Genomic DNA, 24,003 nt, shown 5'->3' on the forward strand with positions numbered 1-24,003 from the left:
ATTGTTGAACAATTGCAGAAACATTGCTCGCAAGTTGCATGCCAATTTCTAGGTAAAAACCCCAATCCTGTTGAGCAATCGGCCGGGCCGTGGTCGAGCATCTGTTAGAACCGGGACCCCATGAGGCCTGCCGCACCCCCTTCTTCCCCTTCCCCCGTCCCCCTCGAGACGCAAGGTCAGACGCTCAGCGAGCGCGTGGCCGAACAGCTGCGCCTGAAGATCACCCAGGGCGAGTTCTCACCCGGCCAGCGGCTCTCCGAGCAGGCGCTGAGCGACAGCATGGGCATCTCGCGCAACACGCTGCGCGAGGTGTTCCGCGTGCTGACCAAGGACGGCCTGGTCAAGCACGCGCCCAATCGCGGGGTGTTCGTCGCGGTCCCCAGCATCGCGTCGATCATCGACATCTACCGCGTGCGCCGGCTCATCGAATGCCAGGCCCTCGCCCAGGCCTACCCGCGCCATCCGGCCAAGAAGAAGATGCGCGACGCGGTCGAGACCTCGCTGCGCTGCCGTGCCGAAGGCGACTGGCTGGGCGTGGGCACCGCGAACATGGCCTTCCACATGGCCGTCGTCGAGCTGGCCGACAGCGAGCGCCTCAACCAACTCTTCGCGCCGGTCCTGGCCGAACTGCGGCTGGCCTTCGGGCTGCTGCGCGATCCCGAGTTCCTGCACGCGCCGTACGTCGACATGAACGTGAAGATCCTCCAGCTCGCCGAAGCCGGCGACTACGCAGGCGCGGCCGCCGCGCTCAACGACTACCTCGTGCACTCCGAGCGCATCGTGCTGGCGGTCTATGCGCGGCATATCAGCGACGCCGGCCGGGAGAGCTGACGCTCGGACGCGTTCGCGCGCCGGGCCTACTTCGCCGCCGCGCCGAGCTTGCCGGTGTAGTCCGGCAGCCGCCGCTCGACATCCGGGTTGGTCTGCAGGCCCATCTCCATCAACTCTCCGATCCTCTGCTGCGCGGGCGCGCGCTTCACCGAGGTGAGAAAAGCCTCCCACTCGGCGCCGACCTGATCGTTCGGCGGCAGGCTGGCGAGGTTCACGAGGGTCTTGATGTCGGCGATGGACTGCTTGTCGAAGCCTGCGATGCGACGGGCCATCGCGTCGACGAAGGCGTCCAGCTCCGCATCGGGCAGCGCGCGATTGACATAGCCATAGCGCTCGGCGAGTTCGCCGCTGATGTCACTGCCGGTCATCAGCACTTCCATCGCGCGGCCCCTTCCGATCAGGCGCGGCAGTCGCGCCATCGGCCCGCCACCGGGCACGAAGCCGGCGCCGATCTCGAACTGCGACAGCATGCCCTTCTCGCGGCTCGCGAACCGCATGTCGCTGGCCAGCGAGAGCTCGCTGCCGACCCCGCTCGCGCGCCCGCGGATCAATGCGATCGACACCACGGGTGCCTTGGTGATCCGCACCAGCATGTCCGGAAGCTGCGGCAGACCGGTCGGGCCCGGCGGCAGGTTCGTCGTATCGGTCAGCGGCGGCACGAAGTCGTAGTGCGTCAGGAAGAAGTTGGGCACGTCGCTGTCGAACACCACGACCTTCAGTTGCGGGTCGGCTTCGATCGCGGTCACGACCTTGTTCAACTGCAGCGTCGTGTTCGGGCCGTAGATGTTGAAGGGCGGGTTGTGAAAGGTGACGCGCCAGTATTCGGGCGTCACGCGCGTCACGCGAACCTGGTCCTTGGCATCGGTGGCCGAGCGAGGCTTCGCGGCCTGCGGCGCCGCAGGCGCATTCTGTGCAGGAGCGGGCAGGGTGAACACGATGCCGGCGGCGAGAAGCGTCGTGGCGAGCAGATGCGACTTCATGGTGGGTCTCCAGGGCGATGGGGATGAGTGTGCGGGGCGCATGTGGCACGCGGCATCCCGCCGAATCCGGATCGATCCTTCGAACGGAGGTCCAATGCGAACGTGCAACCTCCGCCTTGCTTGTTGGCGCAGCGTCGATGGCGCCCATGGGCATGGCCCGAAACAGTCACACATTGGCCGTCGAGCGTGGCATCGAACCATCCGCACATCGCGAGGCGAACCTAGACTTTCATCAACCGGTGCGATGTGACCGGACCCCGCGCAGCGCGCTCCATTCGCGAGCATCCTGCGGTCGTCAATGCCTTCGCTTGTCACATGTCGGTTCGATTGCGCGACGGCTCGCCGCCTCGAACTGCGCTTCACGGAATGAAGCGGGTCGCCGGACACGAAAAGGTATCTCGCATGCTCAAGAGGAACCGGACCACCTCATTCCTGTACGGTGGCAACGCGCCCTACGTCGAGGAACTCTACGAGGCGTACCTCACGGACCCGAACGCGGTATCGGACGATTGGCGAAGCTACTTCGACGCTCTTCAGACGGCTCCCGCAGTCGACGGGTCTTCGAAAAGCGATGTGGCCCACCGCCCCGTGGTCGATCATTTTGCGGCGCTGGCGAGACAGGGAAGTTCGAACGCCGTCTCGTCGCGAGAGGTGACCCGCTTTGCCCGCAAACAGGTCGCCGTGCAGTCGTTGATCGCGGCCTATCGCATGGTCGGCACGCGCAAGGCGCGTCTCGATCCGCTGGCATGGGCTCCGATTCCCGACGTGCCCGATCTCGCGCCTTCGTACCACGGATTGACACCCGGGGATCTCTTGACGACGTTCAGCCGAGGCGACACCTTTCTCTTCGAGGATGACGTCCCCCTCGCCGATCTCGTGGCCGCGCTGGAGGAAACGTATTGCGGGACACTCAGCGCGGAATTCATGCATCTCGCCGACGCGGCGCAGCGCCGCTGGTGGCAGTCGCGACTCGAGTCCACACGCGCCCGACCGACGCTCACGCGCGAGAAGAAGCTGCGGATCCTCGAACGGCTCACGGCGGCCGAAGGCCTCGAGAAGCACCTCCACACCCGCTACGTCGGTCAGACGCGCTTCTCGCTGGAGGGCGGCGAATCGCTCATCGTGCTGCTGGATGCGTTGATCCAGTCCGGCGCTTCGCATGGCGTGCGCAGCCTGGTGATGGGCATGGCGCACCGCGGCCGCCTCAACGTGCTGGTCAACACCGTGGGCAAGCCGCCGCGGGCACTCTTCGATGAATTCGAAGGACGCGCCGATGGGTCGCTGCTCGCGGGCGACGTGAAGTACCACAAGGGCTACGCGGGAGAGGCACAGACCGACGCCGGCCCTGTCGAGGTGCTGCTCGCCTTCAACCCTTCTCACCTGGAGGTCGTGAATCCCGTTGTGCAGGGAATGGCGCGGGCGCGTGGCGAAGCCCTGGACAACCCGGCGGCAGTCCTTCCGGTCGAGATCCACGGCGACGCCGCCATGGCCGGCCAGGGCGTCGTGATGGAGACCCTGAGCCTGGGCTATACACGCGGGCACGGGACAGGCGGCACCGTGCACGTCGCGGTGAACAACCAGGTGGGCTTCACCACCTCGGACCCGCGCGACGCACGATCGTCGTTCTATTGCACCGACATCGCCAAGATGATCGAGGCGCCCGTGCTCCACGTGAATGGCGGCGACCCGGAAGCCGTGCTGATGGCGGCACAGCTCGCCGTCGAGTACCGCGCCACCTTCAACCGCAGCGTGGTGATCGAGCTGGTCTGCTTCCGTCGCCATGGGCATCAGGAGCAGGACACGCCCAACATGACGCAACCGCTGATGTACCGATCGATCGCGGCGCATCCGGGCTTCAGGAGCCTCTATGCGGACAAGCTGGTGGATGAAGGCGTGCTCTCGTCGCTCGACGTCGAGTACCTGCAGCGCACCTACCGCGAACGACTCGACATCGCACACTCGGCCTCCTCCCCTGCCGGCAGCGAGCAGCCCTCATCGGACGTGCAGCCTTCGCCGCGAGACACCGCGCCCATGCCGTCTTCGCCACCCGCACGCGATCACCTGCAGGCGCTCGCCAAGCGGATCACGGCGTACCCCGACGACTATCAGTTGCACCCGCTCGTCGCCAAGGTGATGAGCGCCCGCCGCGAGATGGCCGCTGGCCTTCGCCCGCTCGACTGGGGCATGGGCGAGCACCTGGCGTTCGCGTCGCTCCTGGCTACAGGCACCGATGTCCGCCTGAGCGGACAGGACAGCGCACGCGGCACCTTCGGCCACCGCCATGCCGTGCTCCACAACCAGAACCGCGATCGTCGGTCGGATGGGGTCTACGAGCCGCTCGCGCACGTCTCGCCGTCACAGGGACGCTTCACCGTCACCAACTCGATTCTTTCGGAGGCGGCCGTGATGGCCTTCGAGTACGGCTACTCCCTGGTCCACGAGAGCGCGCTCGTGTTGTGGGAAGCGCAGTTCGGCGACTTCGCCAACGGGGCGCAGGTCGTGATCGACCAGTTCCTGTCCGCGGGGGAGGCCAAGTGGGGCCAACGCAGCGGCCTCACCCTGCTCCTGCCGCACGGGCAGGACGGCCAGGGCCCGGAGCACGCATCGGCGCGCCTCGAGCGCTATCTGCAACTCTGCGCGCAAGAGAACATGCAGGTCTGCCAGCCGACCACACCGGCCCAGTTCTTTCACCTGCTGCGCAAGCAGGCCGTAAGCCCGCATCGCCGTCCGCTCATCGTGATGACACCCAAGTCGCTCCTGAGGCATCCTGCCGCGGTCAGTTCGCTCGACGAACTCGCCGATGGGAAGTTCCAGGAAGTGCTCGGTGATTCACTGCTCCTCAAGCCGGCCGCCGACGCGGTCGAGCGCGTCGTGCTGTGCACCGGCAAGGTGTACTACGAACTCGTCGAGCATCGACGTGCCCATGGTCTCCACAACACGGCCATCGTGCGACTCGAGCAGCTCTACCCGTTTCCCGACGCGCCACTGCGTGCGCAACTCGCGCTGTACCCGAAGTGCGAGACGATCGTCTGGTGCCAGGAAGAAGCGGAGAACCAGGGCGCGTGGGTTGCGGTCGAGCGCACCCTGCACGGATTGGCGGGCGGGGCGTCCCTGCAGTACGCCGGCCCGCCGGCTGCCGCCTCGACCGCGCCGGGCGGTCCGGCCGCGCACGCCTTGCAGCAGGCGGCATTGATCGCGGACGCATTCCGCGACCCGAACGCCGATGCCATCGAAACGTTGGAGCCGGACAGCGACCCGGCGCGCCAAGCCAGGGAGCCCGTGGAGGCCCCCTGAGGACTTGGATCGCGCGTCGAGCGCGACCCTGGGATCACATACCGGCCTGAGCGCTCGACCGAATCTTCAGACTGCCGTTCGAGTACTGCGAGGGCACGACGCTGTTGACGAACGCCTTGCCGTCGACATTCTGATTGGGGCGATGGGCGGTTTCCACGGCTTCCTTGCGCACCATGGCGTCATCCCTCGGCGTGACCAGGGCCGGGGCAACGCCTGCGGAAGCCGCCTCCGCGTAAGCGCTCGTTCCGGCGGCGGACCGCTCGGCTTCCGAAGCGACATCGGCCCGCGCACGGCCGTTGGTCGCCGGGTGCACCCCGCCATAGGTTTCGGCCTGGGCGGCGACGACAGAGACGCCAACGAACACGAGAACGGCAATGACTTTCGAAGTCTTCATATCAAGTTTCCTTTGCACAGCAAGACAGTTGAATAGGACTGGCCTGGCGATCGGGCGTGGAGTCAATGCGCCACTTTCGCGAGGCCTCTTTCACTCGGGCCTGCATGAGTGCCTGCCCGTGAATCGATTCTGTCCGGGGCATTGCGCAATAACTCGCGCGAGACCGAATCACCCCGTTTGTGCGCGCGAAACAAAGCGCCCTGTCAAATCGAATTGAATGGAATTGAGTCACTCATGGACAGTCTCGAACTCATCAAGGCATTCCGGGAGGTCGCCGCCAAAGGCAGCTTCTCGCGCGCCGCCACGCGACTCAACGTGTCGAAAGCCACGGTGAGCAAATACGTCTCGGAACTCGAAGGGCGCTTCGGCGTGCGACTCTTTCACCGGTCCACGCGATCTGTGAGCCTCACGGATGCCGGGACGCTTCTCTTCGAGCGCAGCACGCCGGTGCTCGAGATGATCGAAGTCGCACAGACCGAGCTCAAGGACCACGCGGGCACACCGCAGGGACGCCTGAAGATCTCCGCATCGCACGACATGGGACACGGCAACCTTCCCGGCCTGCTGGCGGAGTTCATGGGCTACTACCCCGAGGTCCATATCAGCGTGCAGTTCACCAACCGTGTCGTCGATCTTGCCGAGGAAGGCGTCGACGTCGCGCTGTGCTTCGGCCCCGTGGCCGACGACAACCTGATCGTGCGGCCGCTGCTGCTCATGGACATGGCAGTCTGCGCATCGCCCGCCTACTGGAAGAAGCATGGCAAGCCGTCGCACCCCGGCGATCTGGCCCTGCACGATGCATTGACGAACTTCGGCCAGGGCCAGCCCGCCGTCTGGGGCTTCCAGGTGGACGGCAAGGCGGTCGAGGTCCCCGTGCGGAGCCGGATGGACGCGACCGAACTGGCGCCCTTGATCGACGTCGCGTTGCAAGGCTACGGCGTGCTCTACATGCCGACGCTGCTCGTGCAGTCCCGCATCGACAAGGGCGAACTGGAAGCGGTGTTGCAGGAGAACGTCCGCAGCGACCTGTGGCTCTCGGCCGCCTACCTGCAGCGACGCTACAACAGCGCCGCCCTGCGTGCGCTGCTGGACTTCATGGCCTCGCGGGTCAAGCGCTTCGGCAAGGGGGCGGACGCGCGGACACGCTGAGTCGCGTGTCCCGTTTCAGGACTTGCCGCCGACAGGTGCCGGCTGCAGCGCGCGCAGGCGGCTCTGTCGCCACACGTGTTCCGCCAGCACGACGACGAGGCACAGCCCCGCAAAAGCGGCGACGCCCACGAAGTAGTCCAGCAACGCCAGAAAGCTCGCGGCCTGCGCCAGCAGGTTGTGGACGGTGGCCGTGGCCATCCGGAGGGCGCTTTCCGGGTCGGTCGTCGCGCCATAGCGCTGCGCGAGCACGCGCAACGCGTCCTGGAGCGCGAGGTTGGTGGAAGCGAGCGACTCGTCCACGCGTCCGTAGTGCAGGTTGGTGCGCCACTGGATGAAGAGTGTCGCAATGCTGGAGCCCGCCGCCACGGCAAACTGCGCGAGCACGTTCTTCACCTGATTGGCATGCGAGAACACGGTCTCGTCCTTCTGCACGTCGCGGAAGGTCTGCACCGCCGTGGTCGAGAGCACCGCGATCACGAAGGCGCTGCTGCAGAACAGCGCCGGCAGCACATGCCTCTCCGGGTCGGCCGCCTCGCTGAGGCGGCCCAGCAGGATGCCGCAGAGCGCGAGCAGCGAAAAGCCGAGCACGAAATAGCGCGTCGGACCAGGGTTGCGCGGTACCAGCCGGGCCAGCAGGATCCACATCATCACGCCGCCCAGTGCACCGAGGGCCACGTAGCGGCCAATGATCTCCAGGGGCAGGCCGAGGCCGTTCAACAGCAGCAAAGGAATCGCGGTGTTGTTGCCGCCGAGCAGCGCATAGCCGACCGCGAAGGCGGCCAGGCCGATCAGGTAGCGGGGCTGCGACATGTCCTGGAGGCGCAGGGCCGGCCGTTCGCGGTGCAGGACCAGACACACCGCCAGCACCAGCACTAACAGGCCGACCGCGACGTAGACGTAGAGCGGCTGGCGCTGCGAGAAGAAGTCGAAGCTGCTGCGCTGAAGCGCAAACAGCAGCAACGCGCTGCCGCCCACCAGCGTCACGAGGCCGCGCGCATCGAACGGCGTGCGCACGGGCAGCGGCATTCGCGGCAGCGCCAGTTCGCCGAACAGCGCGATCAGTGCCGCCGGCACCACCTGCGCGGCGAACGCGAGCCGCCAGTCCTGCAGCGACAGCGCCGTCGAGGCCAGCAGCGGCCCGCACACGCCGCCCCAGGCGACGCCCGACGCAAAGAACCGGATCCCGGTGAAGCGTTTCGGGGAAGGCGGCATCAGGTTCACGAGCACGCGACCGGCCGTGAAGAAGGACGCGCAGCCCAATGCCGTGACCAGCCGCCCGATGGTGAAGCCGAGCAGCGTGTCGCTCGTGGCGCACAGGACGGCGCCGGTTGCGAACGTCAGGCTCGCACCACGCATGAACCAGCGCCAGCCGACGCGTTCGACGATCCACCGGTGGTTGAAGATCATGCCGATCGCGGTGATGGCGTAGAAGGTCGCGACGAGGCTGTACTCCTCGGGGCTGGCACCGAGGTCGCCCGCGATCGGCGCGGCATTGAAGGCGTACACGCCGATCTGCAGGAAGTCGCTGAAAGGAAGGGCGCCGATCAGCATCAGCAGGGCGAACTGGCTGAGGCGCGACGGTGCGCCATTGCCGGAAGACGTCGAAGGCGTGGGCATGGGGACCTCGGGTGAGCGTCAGCGCGGCGTGGACGCGGACGTGCGACGCAGGTCGTCGCGGACAAGCGGCGTGCGGCCCGCAGGCCGGGCCAAGGCGCCTTCGCTACCGGGCGCGACGTTCTCGCTGATGATCCGCCGCACCGCCTCTTCGGCGGCGCTGTCCTCTCCTTCGGACAACGCGCTGGCGGCCGCGGCCGGGCGCACGACCTCGCCGAGGCGCGGGCCATCGGTCCCGCGTGTGTCGACCGACACCTCGACGGAAAGGCCGATGCGCAGCGGATGGGCCGCGATCTCCCGCGGGTCCAGCACGATGCGCACCGGGACCCGCTGCACCACCTTGATCCAGTTGCCCGACGCGTTCTGCGCCGGCAGGAGCGCGAACGCGGCACCTGTGCCCGCACCGAGGCCCGCCACGATGCCGTGGTAGCGCACATCGCCGCCATAAAGGTCCGAGACCAGCGTGGCGACCTGCCCGACGCGCAGGTGGCGCAGCTGCGCCTCCTTGAAGTTGGCGTCGACCCAGATGCCATCCAGCGGCACCACCGTCATGAGGCCGGCACCGGCCTGCACACGCTGGCCGATCTGCACGCTGCGCCGCGCGACCAGGCCGTCGACCGGCGCGCACACCTCGCTGCGACGCAGTGCCAGGTAGGCCTCGCGCACGCGCGCCGCGGCGCGCAGGACATTGGGATGGCGTTCGACCGTGGTCCGGTCGGTCAGCGAGCGGTTCGCCGCGAGCTGCGCCTGCGCGGCCCGTGACGCCGCGCGGGTCGAGGTGAGCGAGCTGCGCGCGGCGACGAGCTGGCTGGTGGCATGCTCGAACTCCTCGCGCCCGATGGCGCCGTCCTGCACCAGCAGCTCGCGCCGCCGCACGTCGAGCTGGGCGCGCGCGAGGTCCGCTTCGAGCCGCGCCACGTCGGCCTGCCGCAGCGCGATCTGCGCGTCGAGCACCTCGTTGTTGGCAAAGAGCGTGCGCACCTCGCGTACCGTCTGCGCCAGCTGCGACTCGGCCTGGTCGAGCGCCACGCGCGCATCGGACGGGTCCAGGCGGACCAGCGATTGCCCGGCCCGCACGAAGTCCGTGTCGTCCGCGCGCACGGCCAGCACGGTGCCCGCGATCTGCGGCGTGATCTGGATGACATTGCCCTGCACATAGGCGTTGTCCGTGCTCACCGTGGGCGCGAGGCCGAGCGCCTGATAAGCGATCACCCCGAGCACGATCGCCAGTGCCAGGCCACCGACGATCAGGAATGGCAGCTCGCGTCGCCGCGCGGCGGGCGGCGGCAACCCGGGGGCGGGTGGCGCCGTGGAAGGTGCGACGGTGGGTGTGTCCATGACTGGTTCTCGCTCGGTTGGTCAACGCGCGACGGTGCTCTCGACGGACGCGACATAGCCTCCGCCCAGCGCGCGCATCAACTCGGCCTGGCCGTCGAGCGCGCGCGCCCGCAGGTCCGCCGCCGCGCGTCGTTGCGTGAGCACGCTGGTCTCGGCGCTCAGCACGACGAGGTAGGAGCCGACACCCGCCTGGTAGCGTTGCACGGCAAGCCGATAGGCGCGCTCCGCGAAGGCCTGCGAGCGCGTCTGGTCCTGCTGCTGACGGGCGATCCATTGCAGCGCACTGATCTGGTCGGCGGCGTCGCGCACGGCCTCGAGCACGACAGCGTTGTAGGCGGCGATGGCCGCATCGAGGTCGGCCGCCTTCGCGCGCTGGTTGGCACGCAGCCGACCGGCATCGAACATCGGCAGCCGGATCGCGGGGCCGATGCCGATATGGCGGCTCCCGCTTTCGAAAAGACGATCGAGCCCCAGGGCGTTGAAGCCCGCGAAGGCCACCAGGTTCACGCTCGGATAGAAGTCGGCGTGCGCGACGTCGAGTTCGCGCACCGCGGCCTCGGCGCGACGGCGCGCCGCATCGACGTCCGCCCGGCGCCCGAGCAGATCGGCGGGCACGTTGTCAGGGAGGGCCTGGGCCTCCAGCTGCGCAATGTGCGGCTGCAAACCGGCGAACGTGTCGATGGGCTGCACCGCGAGGGCCGCGAGCGCATGACGACGTCCCGCGATCAGCTCGTCCAGCGCATCGATCGCCTGGCGGGTGTCGGGGATCGCGCCTTCGGCCTGCTGCAGTTCGACGGCGGTGTCGAGACCGACGTCGGTGCGGCGCCGGACCAGCGCCAGCACTTCCGCGCGCTGTGCGAGCGTGCGTTCGGCCACCTCGCGCAGCGCGATCAGTCGCGCAAGCTGGACGTAGGTGCGCACCACCTGCGTGGACAGCAGCAGCCGGGCCATCGCGGCATCGGCCTGCGCCGCGCGTGCCGCGCCCAGCGCCGCGTCGAAGGCTGCGCGATTGCGGCCGAAGAAATCCAGCTCCCAGAGCATCGCCACCTGGGCAGTCGCGAGGTTCTGCTGCGTACCGCCGATGCTGGGCGGGAACAGCGCATGCTCGGGAAAGCGCTGGTAGACGTTGTCGAAGCGGGCGATGAACAGCGGCCAATCCTCGGCATCGACGCGATCGGCAATGGCCCTGGCACGCCGCAGCCGGGCGTCCGCAATGACGAGGGACGGGTTGTCCCTGACGGCCTTGTCGACGAGCGCGTCGAGGGTCGGGTCGCGGAACACGCGCCACCAGGCCTCGTCGACCGGCACTGCGACCGCATCCGGCTGAAGTCCGACGTCGGCGCCGTCGAGCTTCGCGACGGGCGGAGGCAAACGGACGGGCAGCGCGCACCCCGCGAGCCACAGTGCACCTGCGGCGGCGAGGAGCCACACGCGGCCCGCGTGCATCGTCGAAGGGGGAAGTGAAGCGTTCATCGCTGGGCTCGCGGTGCCCGGGTCATCCGCCATCTCGCAGATCGTCGGCTGCAGGTCCTGCGGTGAGTGAGAGCGCTTCAGGGCAGCGCCGCAGACCGGGCCTCCGGATCGATGGCATACAGCGCGATCGCACGCGCCGCCTCCGAGACGGGCAGCGCGCCGTCATCCGCGAGGGCCTTCAAGGCGGCCAGGACAATGTGGTGGCGGTCCACCTCGAAGAACGAACGAAGCGCTTCCCGCGTGTCGGACCGGCCGAAGCCGTCGGTGCCGAGCACCACATACCGTCGGTCCGTCACGAAGGGCCTGATCTGGTCGGCCACAGCCTTCATGTAGTCGGTCGCGGCCACCACCGGGCCCTTGTGCGCGGACAGGCTCTCCTCGACGAAGCAACTGCGCTGCTCGGCCATCGGATGCAGCCGGTTCCATCGTTCGACCTCCAGCCCTTCACGGCGCAACTCCGAATAGCTCGTGACACTCCAGACGTCCGAGGTCACGCCGAACTCGCTGGCGAGCAGCTCGGCGGCAGCCAGGCTTTCGTTGAGGATCGGGCCGCTACCGAAGAGCTGCACATGCGGCTTTCCGGCCTCGGCGTCGCCGCGTCGCAGGCAATACATCCCCTTGATCACGCCCTCCTCGGCGCCTGCGGGCAGCTCGGGGTGACGGGTCTTTTCGTTGACAAGGGTCAGGTAGTAGAAGACGTCTTCTTCCTCCTGGTACATGCGGCGCAAGCCGTCCTGCACGATCACCGCGATCTCGCCCGCGAACGCCGGGTCGTAGGCGATGCACGAAGGGTTCACCGACGCCAGAAGCTGGCTGTGCCCGTCATCGTGCTGCAAGCCCTCGCCCTCCAGCGTCGTGCGTCCCGCCGTCGCTCCCAGCAGGAAGCCGCGCGCACGAAGATCGCCGGCAGCCCATGCCAGGTCGCCGATGCGCTGGAATCCGAACATCGAATAGAAGATATAGAACGGCACGGTGGCGTAGCCATAGTTGCTGTGCGCCGTGCCGGCGGCGATCCACGACGACATCGCACCGGCCTCGTTGATGCCTTCCTGCAGGATCTGACCCTTGCGCTCTTCCTTGTAGAAGCTGAGCTGGTCGGCATCCTGCGGCGTGTAGAGCTGACCCACATGCGAGTAGATACCCACCTGGCGGAACATCCCGTCCATGCCGAAGGTGCGCGATTCGTCGGGAACGATCGGCACGACGCGCGGCCCCCACGCCGGGTCGCGAAGAAGTTGCGCGAGCACGCGCACGAAGGCCATGGTGGTCGAGAATTCCCGCTCTCCGCTGCTCTTCAGATGCGTGGCGAATGCTTCGCGCGCCGGGGCAGCCAAGGGACCGGGCCCCTTGCGCCTCAGCGGCAGGAAGCCCTTCGCACGCTCGATGCCGGCTTGAAGATAGGCCTGCTCGGCCCTCCCGGCCGGCGGCTTGATATAGGGGATTTCTTCCAGCAGTTCATCGGCCACCGGAATGGCGAACCGGTCCCGGTAGGCCCTGACCGCGGGGTCCGCCAGCTTCTTCAGCTGATGGTTGGTGTTGGCGGCCTCTCCGGCCTCACCCATGCCGTAGCCCTTCACGGTCTTGGCAAGGATCACGGTCGGTTGACCCCGATGGTTCATGGCCTTCGCATAGGCGGCGAATACCTTGACCGGATCGTGCCCGCCGCGGCTCAGCTCGCCGATCTGCTGGTCGCTGAGATGGGCCACTCGCCCGAGAAGCACCGGGTCGACGCCGAAGAAATGCTGCCGCACGAAGGCACCGTCGCGCGCCTTGAAGACCTGGTACTCGCCGTCGACGCATTCCATCATCCGGCGGCGAAGCCGGCCATCGTGGTCCTCCGCGAGCAGCTTGTCCCAGCCGCTGCCCCAGATGACCTTGATGACGTTCCATCCGGCCCCTCGATAGACGCTTTCGAGCTCCTGGATGATCTTGCCGTTGCCGCGAACCGGCCCGTCGAGCCGCTGCAGATTGCAGTTGACCACGAAGATGAGGTTGTCGAGTTTCTCCCGTCCCGCCATCGCCACCGCGGCCAGTGTCTCGGGCTGGTCCTGTTCGCCGTCACCGAGGAATCCCCAGACCTTGCGTCCCTGGGCCGGAACGAGTTCGCGGTCGTCGAGGTACTGCATGAAGCGGGCCTGGTAGGCGGCCATCAACGGCCCCAGGCCCATCGACACCGTCGGGAACTGCCAGAACTCCGGCATCGTCCGCGGATGCGGATAGGACGCGAGACCACCACCTGCGACCTCGCGGCGGAAGCGATCCATCTGGGCCTCCGACAGCCGTCCTTCCATGAAGGCCCGCGCGTAGATGCCCGGCGAGGAGTGGCCCTGGATGTACAGCATGTCGCCGCCGAAGTCCTCGGTCGCGGCGCGAAAGAAGTGCCGGAAGCCCGTCTCGTACAGCGTGAGCGCGGACGCGTAGGTGGCGATGTGGCCGCCGACGCCCGAATGCTTGCCCGCGCGCAGGATCAGCGCCATCGCGTTCCATCGCAGGTAGGCATCGAGCCGGGCCTCGATCTGTTCATTGCCGGGGAATGGCGCCTGCGCGCGCGGCCCGATGCTGTTGACGTAGGGCGTCGTCGTAGCGGCCGTGTAGTTGCCATTGCCCAACTGGTCCTGCTCGAGCAACTGGTCCAGCAGGTAGTGCGTCCGGCCGCGCCCTTCGAGCGCGAGCACCGCTTCCATCGATTCCAGCCACTCCTGGGTCTCTTGCGGATCGGCATCCGCTGCTTCGGTCAATCGGTCCATCGTTCATCCTTCTTGTTCAGTGGTGCAGCAAAGGTCACTCGCGCTGCAGCGCATCTGAATCGAAGGAAAACTGTAGGCGTCATCGGCGGGTCGCACGGGCCAATCTCATCCCGGTTTGGGCCAATGGGCGCATGATCCGAATTCGACACGAATTGGCTCGACACGACGGCAGACATCGAATCGGCAAATCAATGACGCATCTAGACTTGGATTCGAGCAGTCCGATGAATGCAGTCACCAAAGGCCTACCTGACGTCCTTGCCGACGGCCTCGACGTCGTTTTCTGCGGCATCAATCCGGGCAGTCGCGCGGTCGCGTCCGGGCATCATTTCGATGGCCGAGGCAATCGCTTCTGGCGGGTCATGCATCTGGCGGGCTTCACGCCCGAGCTGCTGACGCCCGCACAGGACCGCCTGCTGCTCGCCCACGGCTGCGGCCTCACGACGGTCGTCGACCGGTGCACTTCGCGCGCGAGCGAGCTTGCAAGGCGTGAGTTCCTGGCTGCGGCCGATGGCTTCATCGAAAAGATCAGGGCATGCGGGCCGCATCGCCTCGCATTCCTGGGCAAGCCCGCCTATGCCGCCCTCACCGGCCAGAAGCAGGTCGCGTGGGGTCGGCAGCCGATGCGCTTCGCGGACCGTGAAACCTGGGTGCTTCCCAATCCGAGCGGACTGAATCGCGCTTTCTCGCTCGACGATCTTGTCGTTGCCTACAGGGAACTGCGCAACGCGATCCCATCCACCCGCGCGGTAAGCCAACGTTCCAGGCGGCTATCGCCGTGAAAGGATCTGAACAGGATCAAGCGCTGCGGTGGCGCGGGCGGCCAGCCACGCGTCAGCCCTGCCCCTCCGGTCCCGACAGAGCGGCTCTCGCTTCGCGGGGAGCCGCAGGGGACTGGAAGAGCCTGCCCTGCACCAGGAGCCGCAACGAACACACCACCAGATACCCGATGAACAGGTTCGCGAAGATGAAGAGAACAGGCCCCGCCCAGAGCATCGGCCCGGCGTCGCCCCGCTCGATCATGCGCATGCCCATCGTCGGCAACGCGGTGACGCCGAAGGAGAAGGACCAGTACGTCGCCGTGAAGGACGGCTGCCGGATCCAGACGAACAGGCGCGACAGCAGCGCGGCCTGGTAGAGGCCATAGCCGAAGAGCATGTGCGCCGCCAGGTCCGGCGCGCCGGAGGTCAGGCTGAGGTAGGCCAGCCCACCGACCACCGGCGGCGCCAACTGCACACCCAGCGCGGGTCGCAGGCCGGGGGGAATGGGCTCCCGCGTTGCGGCGCGCGACAACACAAGTGATTCGGTGGCCAGCCACGACAGCACGCCGCAGCCGAAGAGCACGGCACCGATCTGCCACCAGCCCAGCGCCGCAGCGCCATTGGCAGCGACGAAGCTTTGACCCACCGTGGGCAGGTAGAGCGCCGGCGTCGCGAAATCGGCGCCCTGCCCGCCTTGCCACATCCGGCCCAGAAGCCACACGCCCAGGGCGAACTGAACGGCCACCGAGACCCCGAACAGCGCCGTACCGGCCGAACCCGCCACTTCAATGATCTGCGTCGACGCAAGCATCGTGGAAATCATCACCAGCGAGACGAAGGACGACTGCACGGGATCCCGGAATTCCTTGAACGCCTCGGCCCGGTACCGGTACCACTTGTACGCATAGAGAAGGAGAAGCACCAGCCAGACCGTGACGCCGAAGATGCCGATTCCGATGGCGTAGGCCGAAGGGAGATTCCAGATCCTTGCGCCCACACGCCAGGCCCCGGCCAGCCCCAGGATGCCGACCGGCATCCCGAAGAGCGACACGGCGATCGAGGGTCGCGTGCTCATGCTGCCTTGAGGGCCGGGCGCGATCCCCTGCTGCCCAGCAGGAGTTGCACTGCCGCTGCCACCGCGATGTTCAGCGCCAGTGCCGTGATGCCCGTGTAGAGCGTGTAGCCGCTGCCGTCGATGACGAAGGTGTGCACCGGCTTGATGCCATCCGAGAACGCCAGCCAGCTGCCACCCACCAGCCCGACCAGCCACCCGCAAAGCAATGCCGGCGCCCTGAACCATTTGAAGAACAGGCCGAAGACCACCGCCGGAAAGGTCTGCAGGATCCAGAGTCCGCCGAGCAGTTGAAGGTCGAGCGCGAACTGGGTCGGGAGAAACAGGATGCACACCAGCGCACCGACCTTGACCACCAGCGACACGATCTTCGCCACCTTCGCCTCGCCGGCCGGGGTCACGTCCGGCTTGACGTACGCCTTCCAGAAATTGCGCGTGAAGAGGTTGGCGGCACCGATCGACATCACCGCGGCCGGCACGAGTGCCCCGATGGCGATGGCAGCGAAGGCGAAACCGGCGAACCAGGGCGGGAAGAGCGCGTTGAACAGTGCCGGCACCACGTCGTTGTTGCTCTTGACGGTGAGATGCGCGGCATGCGCCATGTAACCCAGCAATGCGATCAAGCCGAGCAGGACCGTGTACGCCGGCAGGAACACCGCGTTCTTGCGGATCGTGTTGGCGCTCCTGGCCGCGAAGATGCCGGTCAGCGTGTGGGGGTACATGAAGGCCGCGAGCGCCGAGCCGATGGCGAGCGTGGCGTAGGGGAGCATCTGGGAGGGCTTGAGGATCAGTCCCGTCGCGCCGCCCTTGGCGGCGAATGCCTGTCCCGCGGCCTGGAACACCTGGCCATAGCCGCCCAGCCGGCCCGGCACGAGAACCACGGCGACGAACACCACGACATAGATCATCAGATCCTTGACGAAGGCGATCAACGCGGGCGCGCGCAGCCCTGCCTTGTACGTGTAGAGCGCCAGAATGACAAAGGCGGCCGCCAGGGGAAGCTCGCCGGTCAGGCCGAGCGCCTTGATCACGACCTCCATGCCGACGAGCTGCAGCGCGATATAGGGCATCGTGGCCACGACTCCCGTCACCGCGACAGCGAGCTCGAGCTGCCGCGAGCCGTAGCGCCCGTAGACGACATCGGCCGCCGTGACGTGGCCGGCCTTGTGCGCGGCGTGCCAGAGCTTGGGCATCACGACGAAGACGATCGGATAGACGAGGATCGTGTAGGGCAACGCGAAGAAGCCATAGGCCCCTACCGCATACACCAGTGCAGGGACCGCGATGACCGTGTAGGCGGTGTAGAAGTCGCCGCCCACCAGGAACCACGTGATCCACGTCCCGAAGTTCCGTCCGCCGAGGCCCCATTCGTCGAGATGCGCGTCCTTCTGCTGGCCGGCGGTCTGCCACCTGGAAGCCACGAAGCCAAGCACCGTGACCAGCACGAAGAAGAACACGAAGACCGCCAGCGCGGTCCAATGAATCTGGCCGTCCATCATTCGTCCTTGGCGTCGTAATGGTGGCGATAGACCATCCAGATCAGCAGAGCAGTGACCGGTACCCAGACCAGCTGGTACCAGTAGAAGAAGGGAAAGCCGAACACTGCCGGGAGTTCGGCGTTGTAGAGCGGGACCCAGAGCAGGCCGACGAACGGGAGCAGGAGCAGGAAGCGCATGGGGTCTTCAGCGTTGAGCGGCGGGCTTGGGCGTCGCCGCCTTCACCTGATCGAGGCCACTGCAGTTCCCGACTTGATCCCATTCACTGAGCGTCGCGCCGCCGGCCTTTCGAGCCGCTTGCTCGGACGCGATGCGCGCGACTTGAATCTGATTGGCGGGATTGGCTGCGACGGGACTGGTGGGGTCGGGACTGGAAGTCGGGAGGGCGGACATGGTCTTCAATGGAGTTCATGGAGTGCGTCCAACTCAGTCTAGGTGGGCTGCCCTCCCCGCCAACCGTCGTTCCGGACACGTTTGGGACAAACATGATCCGTTTTGAGTCAGCACCGCCGCGACTGCGCAGTTCAGCGCCGGCCGAGCAACTTGCCGTTGAAAAGAATGTGGATCGTCCTCAGCAGCAAGACCGCGATCAATACGCTCAGGAACGCCAGCAGCCCGATGGCCAGCGCCGTCAGTGCCGGCGAGCGGGCATGCTCCGCGTAGCGAAGCGCCGCATTGCTGAGCGCAGCCAGCGGAAAGCTCAAGGCCCACCAACCGGCCGCAAAGGGAATGCTTCGCCTGAACACCTTGAAGACCAGCGAGAAGAAGATGAACAGGCCGAAGTAGAAGAGCATGGCGGCGAAGGCATCCACCCGCTGGAAGAAGCTCGTATAGGCGAGGAAGCCGACCTCGAAGGGCGCCATCAGGATCATCAGGGAGGGCACCATCTCGTTCGCGAGCTTTTCATGATGGTGGATCAGCCTGGACATGATCATCGTGAAGAAGAGCAGTGCGACCATGGTTCCGACGGCCATGGCGAACAGGTTGACCTCCTTCGCCCAGGCCATCGGCATCGTGCTCCCGGCGACGATGATGTCCAGCGTCGCCACGCCCGGAATCAACCAGGCGGGCAGCGCGTGGCCCGCATCGACCTTGCCGCGCAGCAGGCGACTCAGGATCGTGAAAGCCAGTGCGATCGTCGACACCGCGCCGATGCCCCACAGGACTTCCGACCCGCCCTCGCTCACCGGCGCCACGACCGATGAGATGAGCAGGGTGGCGATGGTCACCGTCCCGAAGAAGTTGCCCGCGATCGGGTGGCGGAACTCGTTGCGTACGGCTTGCGGATGGACGATCGCCTTCACCGCATAGGCGACGCACAGCAGGACGAAGATCGCCACGGCCATGCAGCCGATCGCAGCGTCGATGAGCGGACTCGTGCCGAACTGGTGGCTGGCCTGGCGCCAGGCCAGGGTCAGGCCCGATATGCCCATCACCGAGGCGAAGAGATTGACGGGCAAATGCTCGATGGATGCCTGCCGCGGATTTCCCGCTGGGCTCAGCGTGTGCGTGGTGCTGATACTTGCTCCGTGGATTGACGCGCGCGAGCGGACGCAGCAGACCGTTTCGGGGTCCGCTCATCGCAACTCGACCGATGGAAAAAGAGACGACTGCGCGCGAAGTGCGACGACAGCCAACGTCCCGGCTTGAGGATTGCCGCCGCCGCGATCGCCCTGAGGTGATGCGCTGCGGCGGCAGAAAAAGTCTATGTGCTGCGCCGCTGCCGCATCCCCGGGCTACAGCGGGATTTGGGCCATTGGCGAACAGTTTCAGGCCACGGAGCGGCGCCTCGCGTCAACGGTCAGGCGGCCGAGGGCATTCCCCTCTACCTAAGCCCGAATTCCCGCTACTGAGGCACCGCGCCGAGGAGCGAGGAAGCGCCGAGCGCGCTTCGTGCACCAGACATCATCGACAGATCGATGGCGTCTTCCTGCGACTCCGCCATCTCGTTGCTCCTGAAGCGCTGGCGGTATTCCCGCGGGGTGGTGTCGAGCCGCCGTGCAAAGATGACGCGCATGTGATTGGCGCTGTGAAATCCGCATCGGAACGCCACCGTCTTCAGCGGCAAGTCGGTTTCCTCCAGCAGCTTGCGCGAGAAATCGACACGCACTTGTTCCACGAATGCGGAGGGTGTCATGCTGGCGTCTTTCGCAAAGATGCGCGAGAAGGTCCGCCGGCTGACCGCCACGGCATCGGCCAGCTGCTCGATGGAGAGCTGCTCGCTGATATGGTCCGTGACGTAGCGAAGCACCTTCGCCACGATGGTCTCTTCCTTCGGGCCCACCGCGAGATACGGGCTGTATTGCGACTGCCCGCCGTCGCGGCGGATATAGACGATCAGCTGCTTGGCGATGCGCAGCGCCAGCTCGTGGCCCCAATCCTCGGTGACGAGGGCCAGGCAGAGATCCACACCCGCCGTGACACCCGCGCAGGTGAACAGACTGCCATCGCGAACAAAGATCTTGTCCGGCCGGACGCGGGCCCTTGGAAACTGCGCGGCGAGACGATCGACGTGGTGCCAATGGGCAGTGACGTCCTTGCCGTTCAGCAATCCGGCATGACCCAGCGGAAAGGCGCCATTGCAGACAGAGCCGAAACGCCGGGCGCCCTCCGCCTTCGTACTCAGCCAGACGAGAAAGCTGGGCTCCGGCCGCAGCTCCGGAAGCTTGGGGCCGCCTGCGACGAGGAGCAGGTCGGGCTGGTCTTCGTACTGCAGGTAGTCGGTCTCGACCTTGAGCTCCAGACCGTTCGCGCACCGGACACTCCCGGCATGCATGCCCACCAGGGTCACCCGATAGTGCTGCTCGGGCGAAAGAAAGTTGTTCGCCTCGGCAAAAACATCCATCGGTCCCGCGACATCCAATGCCTGCACGCCGTCAAACACGACGATGGCCACCTTCATGATCTGACCTTCCTTCTTGCAGCGAGATTCGACGACCCGGCACCAGCTTCCGTTGCCGAACCACTCGCCGAGGGACGGCAGCTGCGGCGCGAATCCCCTCGCGATGGCGCAGGTCATGTGCCCATCCTCGCTCGCGGGAGTTCGATTGCGTCGATTGCGATGTCGCTGTCATTTCGAGTATCCCGCATGTCCGACTCCTGTGCTTCCATGTGGAAAAGGATCAAACCAGACGCGCGAGTTCACGTCGATAGGACGATGGTATCTGCGATACCTTGGTATGGGCGCGCAAGGCTCCGAAGGCCTCGGATGTCAGATGTCGATCACGACGTCACCCTTCGGCCCGGCGCAGCAGATGAGGACATTGCCTTCCGCTGGAGGATCGAGTGGATCCGGCGCATAGGCGATCGCGCCGGAGATCAACCCGCTCTCGCAGTTGTGGCAGACACCGGTGCGGCACGACCAGCGAACAGGCACGTCGCATGCTTCCGCGAGTTCGAGCAGGCTTCGGTCCAGCGCAGGACGCCAGCGCACCGTGATGCCGCTGCGCGCGAAGGACACCAGAGGCCCGGTGCCCGGCGCGCCGTCCGGCTGATGCGGTGCACGCACCGGGCCGGCGAGCACGCCGGGCGTCAGCGAAGGGCCGCCGGAGAACACTTCCGAATGGATGCGGTTGGCAGGCACGCCCCAGGCCGCCAGGCCGGCCCTCGCATCGCCCAGGAAGCTCGACGGCCCGCAGAGGTAGAAGTCGCCGTCGCGCGGAACGCGCAGGACTTCGAACTCGGTGATTGCAAGCCGGCCTGTCGCGTCGTAGTCGCGCCCCGCCCGATCGTCCACATCCGGTCGGCTGTACCAGATGCGAGTTCGCCCGTTCGCCAGCAGGCCAAGAAGTTGTCTTGCCTCCGCCGCGAAGGCATGCGACTTGCCATTGCGCGCACTGTGCAGCCACCAGACCTCGCGAGGCGATGCACTTGCCGCCAGGGCCTGCAGCATGGGCAGCACCGGCGTCGCGCCGATTCCGGCGCTCAGCAGGACCACGGGCCCGTTCCCGGCTTGCAGGGTGAAGGCGCCTCTCGGTTCGCTGACATCGAGGATGTCGCCCGGTCGAACACTGGCAGCGATATAGCGACCCGCCGCACCGTGCGGCTCGATCTTGACGCTGATGCGATAGCGTTCGTCGGACACGGGACCTGAAAGCGAGTAGCTCCGGAAGATCAACCCATCGTCGGCCCCGGGACGCAGGCGAAGGACGACGAACTGGCCGGGCAGCGGCATCGTGAGTCGCCCTCCATCGGCCGGTTCGAGCGACAGGGAGATCACGTCATCGCATTCACGAACGATCCGCGCAACGCGCAGCGACCGGAAGCCCGGCGCGGCCGTGTGCGCAACCGCAGCGGGCATCAGCCCTGCGTTGCCCGTCGCGTCCGGGTGCGCCTCCTGGCTCCGGATCAGCGCCTCGAAGGACCCTCGCCACCCGGGCGACAGCGCAGGGATTCGCAGCGCCCGCTCGAGTTGGGCGCGGGGATGGCGACCCGTGTAGAGCAACGCATTGACCTCGGCCACGGTCATGCGCTCGGGCCCCTGCGCGACCGGAAGAATCACGTCGCCGGCGCCGACCTCGCCTTCCTCGAGGACGCGCAGGTAGAAGCCTGGCCGTCCGCTTGAAGTCAGGAGCGCCGCCATCTGGGGCTCGTTCGTCCGGATGCCGACCCGGTAGCAGGTGACCCTGGGCTGTGTCACCTCGAAAAGCCCCGTCCCGATCCGGTAGCGATCGCCGATGCAGACCTCGTCGTCCGGCAAGCCCTCGATGGTGAAGTTCTCGCCGAACTGTCCGTGCGTGAGATCGGTGCGGCCCAGCCGCTGTTCCCAGTAGCGATACGACTCGATCTGATAGACGAAGACCGCCCGCTGCTCGCCGCCGTGGCCACCGAGATCGCCCTGGCCGTCGCCGTCGACGTTGAGCCGCCCGACGCGACGACGACCGGCCACGGGTTCTTTCCAGATGCCGGTGTGCACGGTCCTTCCGCGCCATTCGATGTCGCGGGGAAGCCCGACGCAGACGGAGAGCAACTGGGCCATGGACGGTTATCGCGGCCGAACGGCGGCTGCGCGTTCGAATGATGCACGCACGGCGTCCATAAGACCAGAACCCGTGGTTCGCGTCGATTGGACGATGGTGTCACCCGCCGCCCTCACATGTGTCGCACGCTTGGGCGACACCATCGTCCAATGGAAAGGCCCGTTGCATTCTGATGTGATCGATGCGGTTTTCTGATGCCTTGACGATGGAGGTGATCGTGAGCAATGACCTGACACTGGCCCGACCGCACGCAGGGCCCGGCGCGTGTTCCAGACGGCACGCCCCTGCTTGGCGCGACCGGCAGATCGACGAGGAGTTCAGCGCGATGACGCGCGCCTTTCGCTCGACCGGCGGCATCTGCCATGGCGACGACATTGCGCGGCGCTTGAGCAGGTACGCCGAGCAGCCAATCTCCATCGTGGCTCGCTGGATCGTGAACAACGAGGCCCTGGCCTTCGCATGGAATCACCAGATGATGCTGCCGCTCTTCCAGTTCGAAGCCTGCAGCATGACACTGCGGCCAGGGGTCTCGGTGATCCTGAGGGAACTGTCGGATGTGTTCGACAACTGGGGCTGTGCGCTGTGGTTCGCGCAATCCAACGCCTGGCTGGCCGACAGGCCGCCTGTCGATCTGATGGAGACGGGCGGCCGAGAGGTTCTCGATGCGGCGCGGCTCGACCGGTTCATCGCGCGCGGCTGAGGATCCCGGGGGCGACACCATCGTCCAATAGACCAGACGCGGGCTGTCTGGTGTGATTCGGCCTCTTCCAGGCTTTCAAGGAGTTGTCATGTCGGTTCCCTCCACCCTCCCCCGCCGGTCCTTCCTGGAAACCGCGGCGATCGGCATCGCGGCCTCCCAGTTCTTCGCGAACAAGCCTGCGCTCGCGCAGTCTGCCTCGTCCAATCCTTCGGGCACGCGTCGCGCGTCACCCCAGAAGCGACTCGAACCACTCAAGAGCATCGACGCGGGCTCGCTGAATGTGGGCTACTTCGAAGCGGGCCCCGCCAATGGTGCACCGGTGATTCTTCTGCACGGCTGGCCCTACGACATCCACACCTATGTCGATGTGGCGCCGATGCTGGCCGCGGCCGGCTACCGCGTGATCGTTCCGCACCTGCGCGGCTACGGCACCACCCGCTTCCTTTCGAACGACACCGTCCGCAACGGCCAGCAGGCGGTGGTCGCCGTCGACATCATCGCCCTGATGGATGCGCTGAAGATCGACAAGGCCACGGTCGCCGGCTGCGACTGGGGTGCGCGCACGGCGTGCATCATGGCCGCGCTGTGGCCCGCGCGGGTGAACGCGCTGGTGTCGGTCAGCGGCTACCTGATCGGCAGCCAGGAGGCCGGCAAGATTCCGCTCCCGCCGCAGGCGGAGCTGCAGTGGTGGTACCAGTACTACTTCGCCACCGAGCGCGGCCGTGCCGGCTACGAGAAGAACCGGCACGACTTCGCCAAGCTGATCTGGCAGATCGCCTCGCCGAAGTGGGCTTTCGACGACGCGACCTTCGACCGCAGCGCGCTGTCGTTGGACAACCCCGATCACGTGAGCATCGTGGTCCACAACTACCGCTGGCGGCTCGGGCTGGCCGAGGGCGAGGCGAAGTACGCCGACCTCGAAGCCAAGCTGGCGAAGGCGCCGGTAATCGCGGTGCCGACCATCACGCTCGAAGGCGATGCCAATGGCGCGCCGCACCCAGAGCCCAGTGCCTACGCGAAGAAGTTCTCGGGACCCTACGAGCATCGGCTCGTCAAGGGCGGCATCGGGCACAACCTGCCGCAGGAAGCGCCGGAAGCCTTTGCGGCCGCGGTGGTCGATGTCGTGCACCTTTGAAGCCCGAGCCCGTTCGAACCAACACCAAAGTGTCATAGAC

The 24,003-nt window shown here is 66.6% G+C and carries 19 protein-coding genes; 6 read left to right on the top strand and 13 right to left on the bottom strand.

The window, feature by feature from the left end:
* Positions 1 to 120: 120 nt before the first annotated feature.
* On the top strand, positions 121 to 831 hold the full coding sequence (locus ACSFBL_RS02790; protein ID WP_435514211.1) for a GntR family transcriptional regulator: 711 nt from the start codon (positions 121 to 123) through the stop codon (positions 829 to 831).
* A gap of 26 nt (positions 832 to 857) precedes the next feature.
* Here ACSFBL_RS02790 and ACSFBL_RS02795 read toward each other — a convergent pair whose 3' ends face one another.
* On the bottom strand, positions 858 to 1,811 hold the full coding sequence (locus ACSFBL_RS02795; RefSeq protein ID WP_435514212.1) for an enoyl-CoA hydratase/isomerase family protein: 954 nt from the start codon (positions 1,809 to 1,811) through the stop codon (positions 858 to 860).
* A gap of 402 nt (positions 1,812 to 2,213) precedes the next feature.
* On the opposite strand from ACSFBL_RS02795, the gene ACSFBL_RS02800 reads away from it, so the two are divergent.
* Positions 2,214 to 5,105 (top strand): 2-oxoglutarate dehydrogenase E1 component, encoded by a 2,892-nt coding sequence (locus ACSFBL_RS02800; protein ID WP_435514213.1) that lies wholly within the window; start codon positions 2,214 to 2,216, stop codon positions 5,103 to 5,105.
* Positions 5,106 to 5,139: 34 nt separating this feature from the next.
* Here the strand turns inward: ACSFBL_RS02800 and ACSFBL_RS02805 are convergent, their stop codons facing one another.
* Positions 5,140 to 5,499, bottom strand: a complete 360-nt coding sequence (locus ACSFBL_RS02805) for an alpha/beta hydrolase (protein WP_435514214.1) — start codon at positions 5,497 to 5,499, stop codon at positions 5,140 to 5,142.
* Between the two features lie 234 nt (positions 5,500 to 5,733).
* Between ACSFBL_RS02805 and ACSFBL_RS02810 the strand changes: the two genes are divergently transcribed.
* Positions 5,734 to 6,648, top strand: a complete 915-nt coding sequence (locus tag ACSFBL_RS02810; protein WP_435514215.1) for a LysR family transcriptional regulator — start codon at positions 5,734 to 5,736, stop codon at positions 6,646 to 6,648.
* A 15-nt stretch (positions 6,649 to 6,663) separates the two neighbouring features.
* Here ACSFBL_RS02810 and ACSFBL_RS02815 read toward each other — a convergent pair whose 3' ends face one another.
* The 4 genes from ACSFBL_RS02815 to aceE form a co-directional block, all read right to left on the bottom strand.
* A complete protein-coding gene (locus ACSFBL_RS02815; protein ID WP_435514216.1) occupies positions 6,664 to 8,265 on the bottom strand; it encodes an MFS transporter in 1,602 nt (533 codons plus the stop codon).
* An 18-nt stretch (positions 8,266 to 8,283) separates the two neighbouring features.
* Positions 8,284 to 9,600 carry an HlyD family secretion protein gene (locus ACSFBL_RS02820; RefSeq protein WP_435514217.1) on the bottom strand — a complete coding sequence of 439 codons (1,317 nt, stop codon included), beginning with the start codon at positions 9,598 to 9,600 and terminating at the stop codon, positions 8,284 to 8,286.
* A gap of 21 nt (positions 9,601 to 9,621) precedes the next feature.
* Complete coding sequence (locus ACSFBL_RS02825) at positions 9,622 to 11,073, bottom strand: efflux transporter outer membrane subunit (RefSeq protein ID WP_435514218.1); 1,452 nt, start codon at positions 11,071 to 11,073, stop codon at positions 9,622 to 9,624.
* Between the two features lie 77 nt (positions 11,074 to 11,150).
* Positions 11,151 to 13,820 carry a pyruvate dehydrogenase (acetyl-transferring), homodimeric type gene (gene aceE, locus ACSFBL_RS02830; protein ID WP_435514219.1) on the bottom strand — a complete coding sequence of 890 codons (2,670 nt, stop codon included), beginning with the start codon at positions 13,818 to 13,820 and terminating at the stop codon, positions 11,151 to 11,153.
* Between the two features lie 224 nt (positions 13,821 to 14,044).
* On the opposite strand from aceE, the gene mug reads away from it, so the two are divergent.
* Positions 14,045 to 14,602 (top strand): G/U mismatch-specific DNA glycosylase, encoded by a 558-nt coding sequence (mug, locus tag ACSFBL_RS02835; RefSeq protein WP_435514220.1) that lies wholly within the window; start codon positions 14,045 to 14,047, stop codon positions 14,600 to 14,602.
* 52 nt (positions 14,603 to 14,654) lie between these two features.
* On the opposite strand, the gene tehA is transcribed toward mug, so the two are convergent.
* From tehA to ACSFBL_RS02870, 7 genes are all read right to left on the bottom strand, one after another.
* On the bottom strand, positions 14,655 to 15,656 hold the full coding sequence (gene tehA / locus ACSFBL_RS02840) for a dicarboxylate transporter/tellurite-resistance protein TehA (RefSeq protein ID WP_435514221.1): 1,002 nt from the start codon (positions 15,654 to 15,656) through the stop codon (positions 14,655 to 14,657).
* On the bottom strand, positions 15,653 to 17,149 hold the full coding sequence (gene mctP, locus ACSFBL_RS02845; RefSeq protein ID WP_435514222.1) for a monocarboxylate uptake permease MctP: 1,497 nt from the start codon (positions 17,147 to 17,149) through the stop codon (positions 15,653 to 15,655). The genes tehA and mctP overlap by 4 nt, the downstream gene beginning before the upstream one ends.
* Positions 17,149 to 17,328: a DUF3311 domain-containing protein gene (locus ACSFBL_RS02850; RefSeq protein ID WP_435514223.1), complete on the bottom strand. Its 180-nt coding sequence runs from the start codon at positions 17,326 to 17,328 to the stop codon at positions 17,149 to 17,151. The genes mctP and ACSFBL_RS02850 overlap by 1 nt, the downstream gene beginning before the upstream one ends.
* A 7-nt stretch (positions 17,329 to 17,335) precedes the next feature.
* Entirely contained in the window at positions 17,336 to 17,551 is a 216-nt protein-coding gene (locus tag ACSFBL_RS02855) for a hypothetical protein (protein WP_435514224.1), read from the bottom strand.
* Between the two features lie 122 nt (positions 17,552 to 17,673).
* Entirely contained in the window at positions 17,674 to 18,669 is a 996-nt protein-coding gene (locus ACSFBL_RS02860; protein ID WP_475539786.1) for an SLAC1 anion channel family protein, read from the bottom strand.
* 326 nt (positions 18,670 to 18,995) lie between these two features.
* Positions 18,996 to 20,051: a GlxA family transcriptional regulator gene (locus ACSFBL_RS02865; protein WP_435514524.1), complete on the bottom strand. Its 1,056-nt coding sequence runs from the start codon at positions 20,049 to 20,051 to the stop codon at positions 18,996 to 18,998.
* A gap of 309 nt (positions 20,052 to 20,360) precedes the next feature.
* A complete protein-coding gene (locus ACSFBL_RS02870) occupies positions 20,361 to 22,127 on the bottom strand; it encodes an MOSC domain-containing protein (protein WP_435514226.1) in 1,767 nt (588 codons plus the stop codon).
* Positions 22,128 to 22,345: 218 nt separating this feature from the next.
* On the opposite strand from ACSFBL_RS02870, the gene ACSFBL_RS02875 reads away from it, so the two are divergent.
* Together ACSFBL_RS02875 and ACSFBL_RS02880 are read left to right on the top strand one after the other, a co-directional pair.
* On the top strand, positions 22,346 to 22,828 hold the full coding sequence (locus ACSFBL_RS02875; RefSeq protein WP_435514227.1) for a hypothetical protein: 483 nt from the start codon (positions 22,346 to 22,348) through the stop codon (positions 22,826 to 22,828).
* Positions 22,829 to 22,916: 88 nt separating this feature from the next.
* Positions 22,917 to 23,963: an alpha/beta fold hydrolase gene (locus tag ACSFBL_RS02880; RefSeq protein WP_435514228.1), complete on the top strand. Its 1,047-nt coding sequence runs from the start codon at positions 22,917 to 22,919 to the stop codon at positions 23,961 to 23,963.
* Positions 23,964 to 24,003 lie beyond the last annotated feature (40 nt).

This window comes from Variovorax glacialis, assembly GCF_051216375.1.
GTDB lineage: Bacteria > Pseudomonadota > Gammaproteobacteria > Burkholderiales > Burkholderiaceae_C > Variovorax.

Bases quoted from the DNA above. Each gene is read 5' to 3' on its own strand.
- mug (WP_435514220.1), top strand. From the start codon at position 14,045: ATGAATGCAGTCACCAAAGGCCTACCTGACGTCCTTGCCGACGGCCTC.
- ACSFBL_RS02865 (WP_435514524.1), bottom strand. From the start codon at position 20,051: ATGAAGGTGGCCATCGTCGTGTTTGACGGCGTGCAGGCATTGGATGTC.
- ACSFBL_RS02820 (WP_435514217.1), bottom strand. From the start codon at position 9,600: ATGGACACACCCACCGTCGCACCTTCCACGGCGCCACCCGCCCCCGGG.
- ACSFBL_RS02805 (WP_435514214.1), bottom strand. From the start codon at position 5,499: ATGAAGACTTCGAAAGTCATTGCCGTTCTCGTGTTCGTTGGCGTCTCT.
- ACSFBL_RS02795 (WP_435514212.1), bottom strand. From the start codon at position 1,811: ATGAAGTCGCATCTGCTCGCCACGACGCTTCTCGCCGCCGGCATCGTG.
- ACSFBL_RS02850 (WP_435514223.1), bottom strand. From the start codon at position 17,328: ATGCGCTTCCTGCTCCTGCTCCCGTTCGTCGGCCTGCTCTGGGTCCCG.
- ACSFBL_RS02810 (WP_435514215.1), top strand. From the start codon at position 5,734: ATGGACAGTCTCGAACTCATCAAGGCATTCCGGGAGGTCGCCGCCAAA.
- ACSFBL_RS02790 (WP_435514211.1), top strand. From the start codon at position 121: ATGAGGCCTGCCGCACCCCCTTCTTCCCCTTCCCCCGTCCCCCTCGAG.
- ACSFBL_RS02880 (WP_435514228.1), top strand. From the start codon at position 22,917: ATGTCGGTTCCCTCCACCCTCCCCCGCCGGTCCTTCCTGGAAACCGCG.
- ACSFBL_RS02800 (WP_435514213.1), top strand. From the start codon at position 2,214: ATGCTCAAGAGGAACCGGACCACCTCATTCCTGTACGGTGGCAACGCG.
- mctP (WP_435514222.1), bottom strand. From the start codon at position 17,149: ATGGACGGCCAGATTCATTGGACCGCGCTGGCGGTCTTCGTGTTCTTC.
- ACSFBL_RS02825 (WP_435514218.1), bottom strand. From the start codon at position 11,073: ATGAACGCTTCACTTCCCCCTTCGACGATGCACGCGGGCCGCGTGTGG.
- ACSFBL_RS02815 (WP_435514216.1), bottom strand. From the start codon at position 8,265: ATGCCCACGCCTTCGACGTCTTCCGGCAATGGCGCACCGTCGCGCCTC.
- ACSFBL_RS02870 (WP_435514226.1), bottom strand. From the start codon at position 22,127: ATGGCCCAGTTGCTCTCCGTCTGCGTCGGGCTTCCCCGCGACATCGAA.
- tehA (WP_435514221.1), bottom strand. From the start codon at position 15,656: ATGAGCACGCGACCCTCGATCGCCGTGTCGCTCTTCGGGATGCCGGTC.
- aceE (WP_435514219.1), bottom strand. From the start codon at position 13,820: ATGGACCGATTGACCGAAGCAGCGGATGCCGATCCGCAAGAGACCCAG.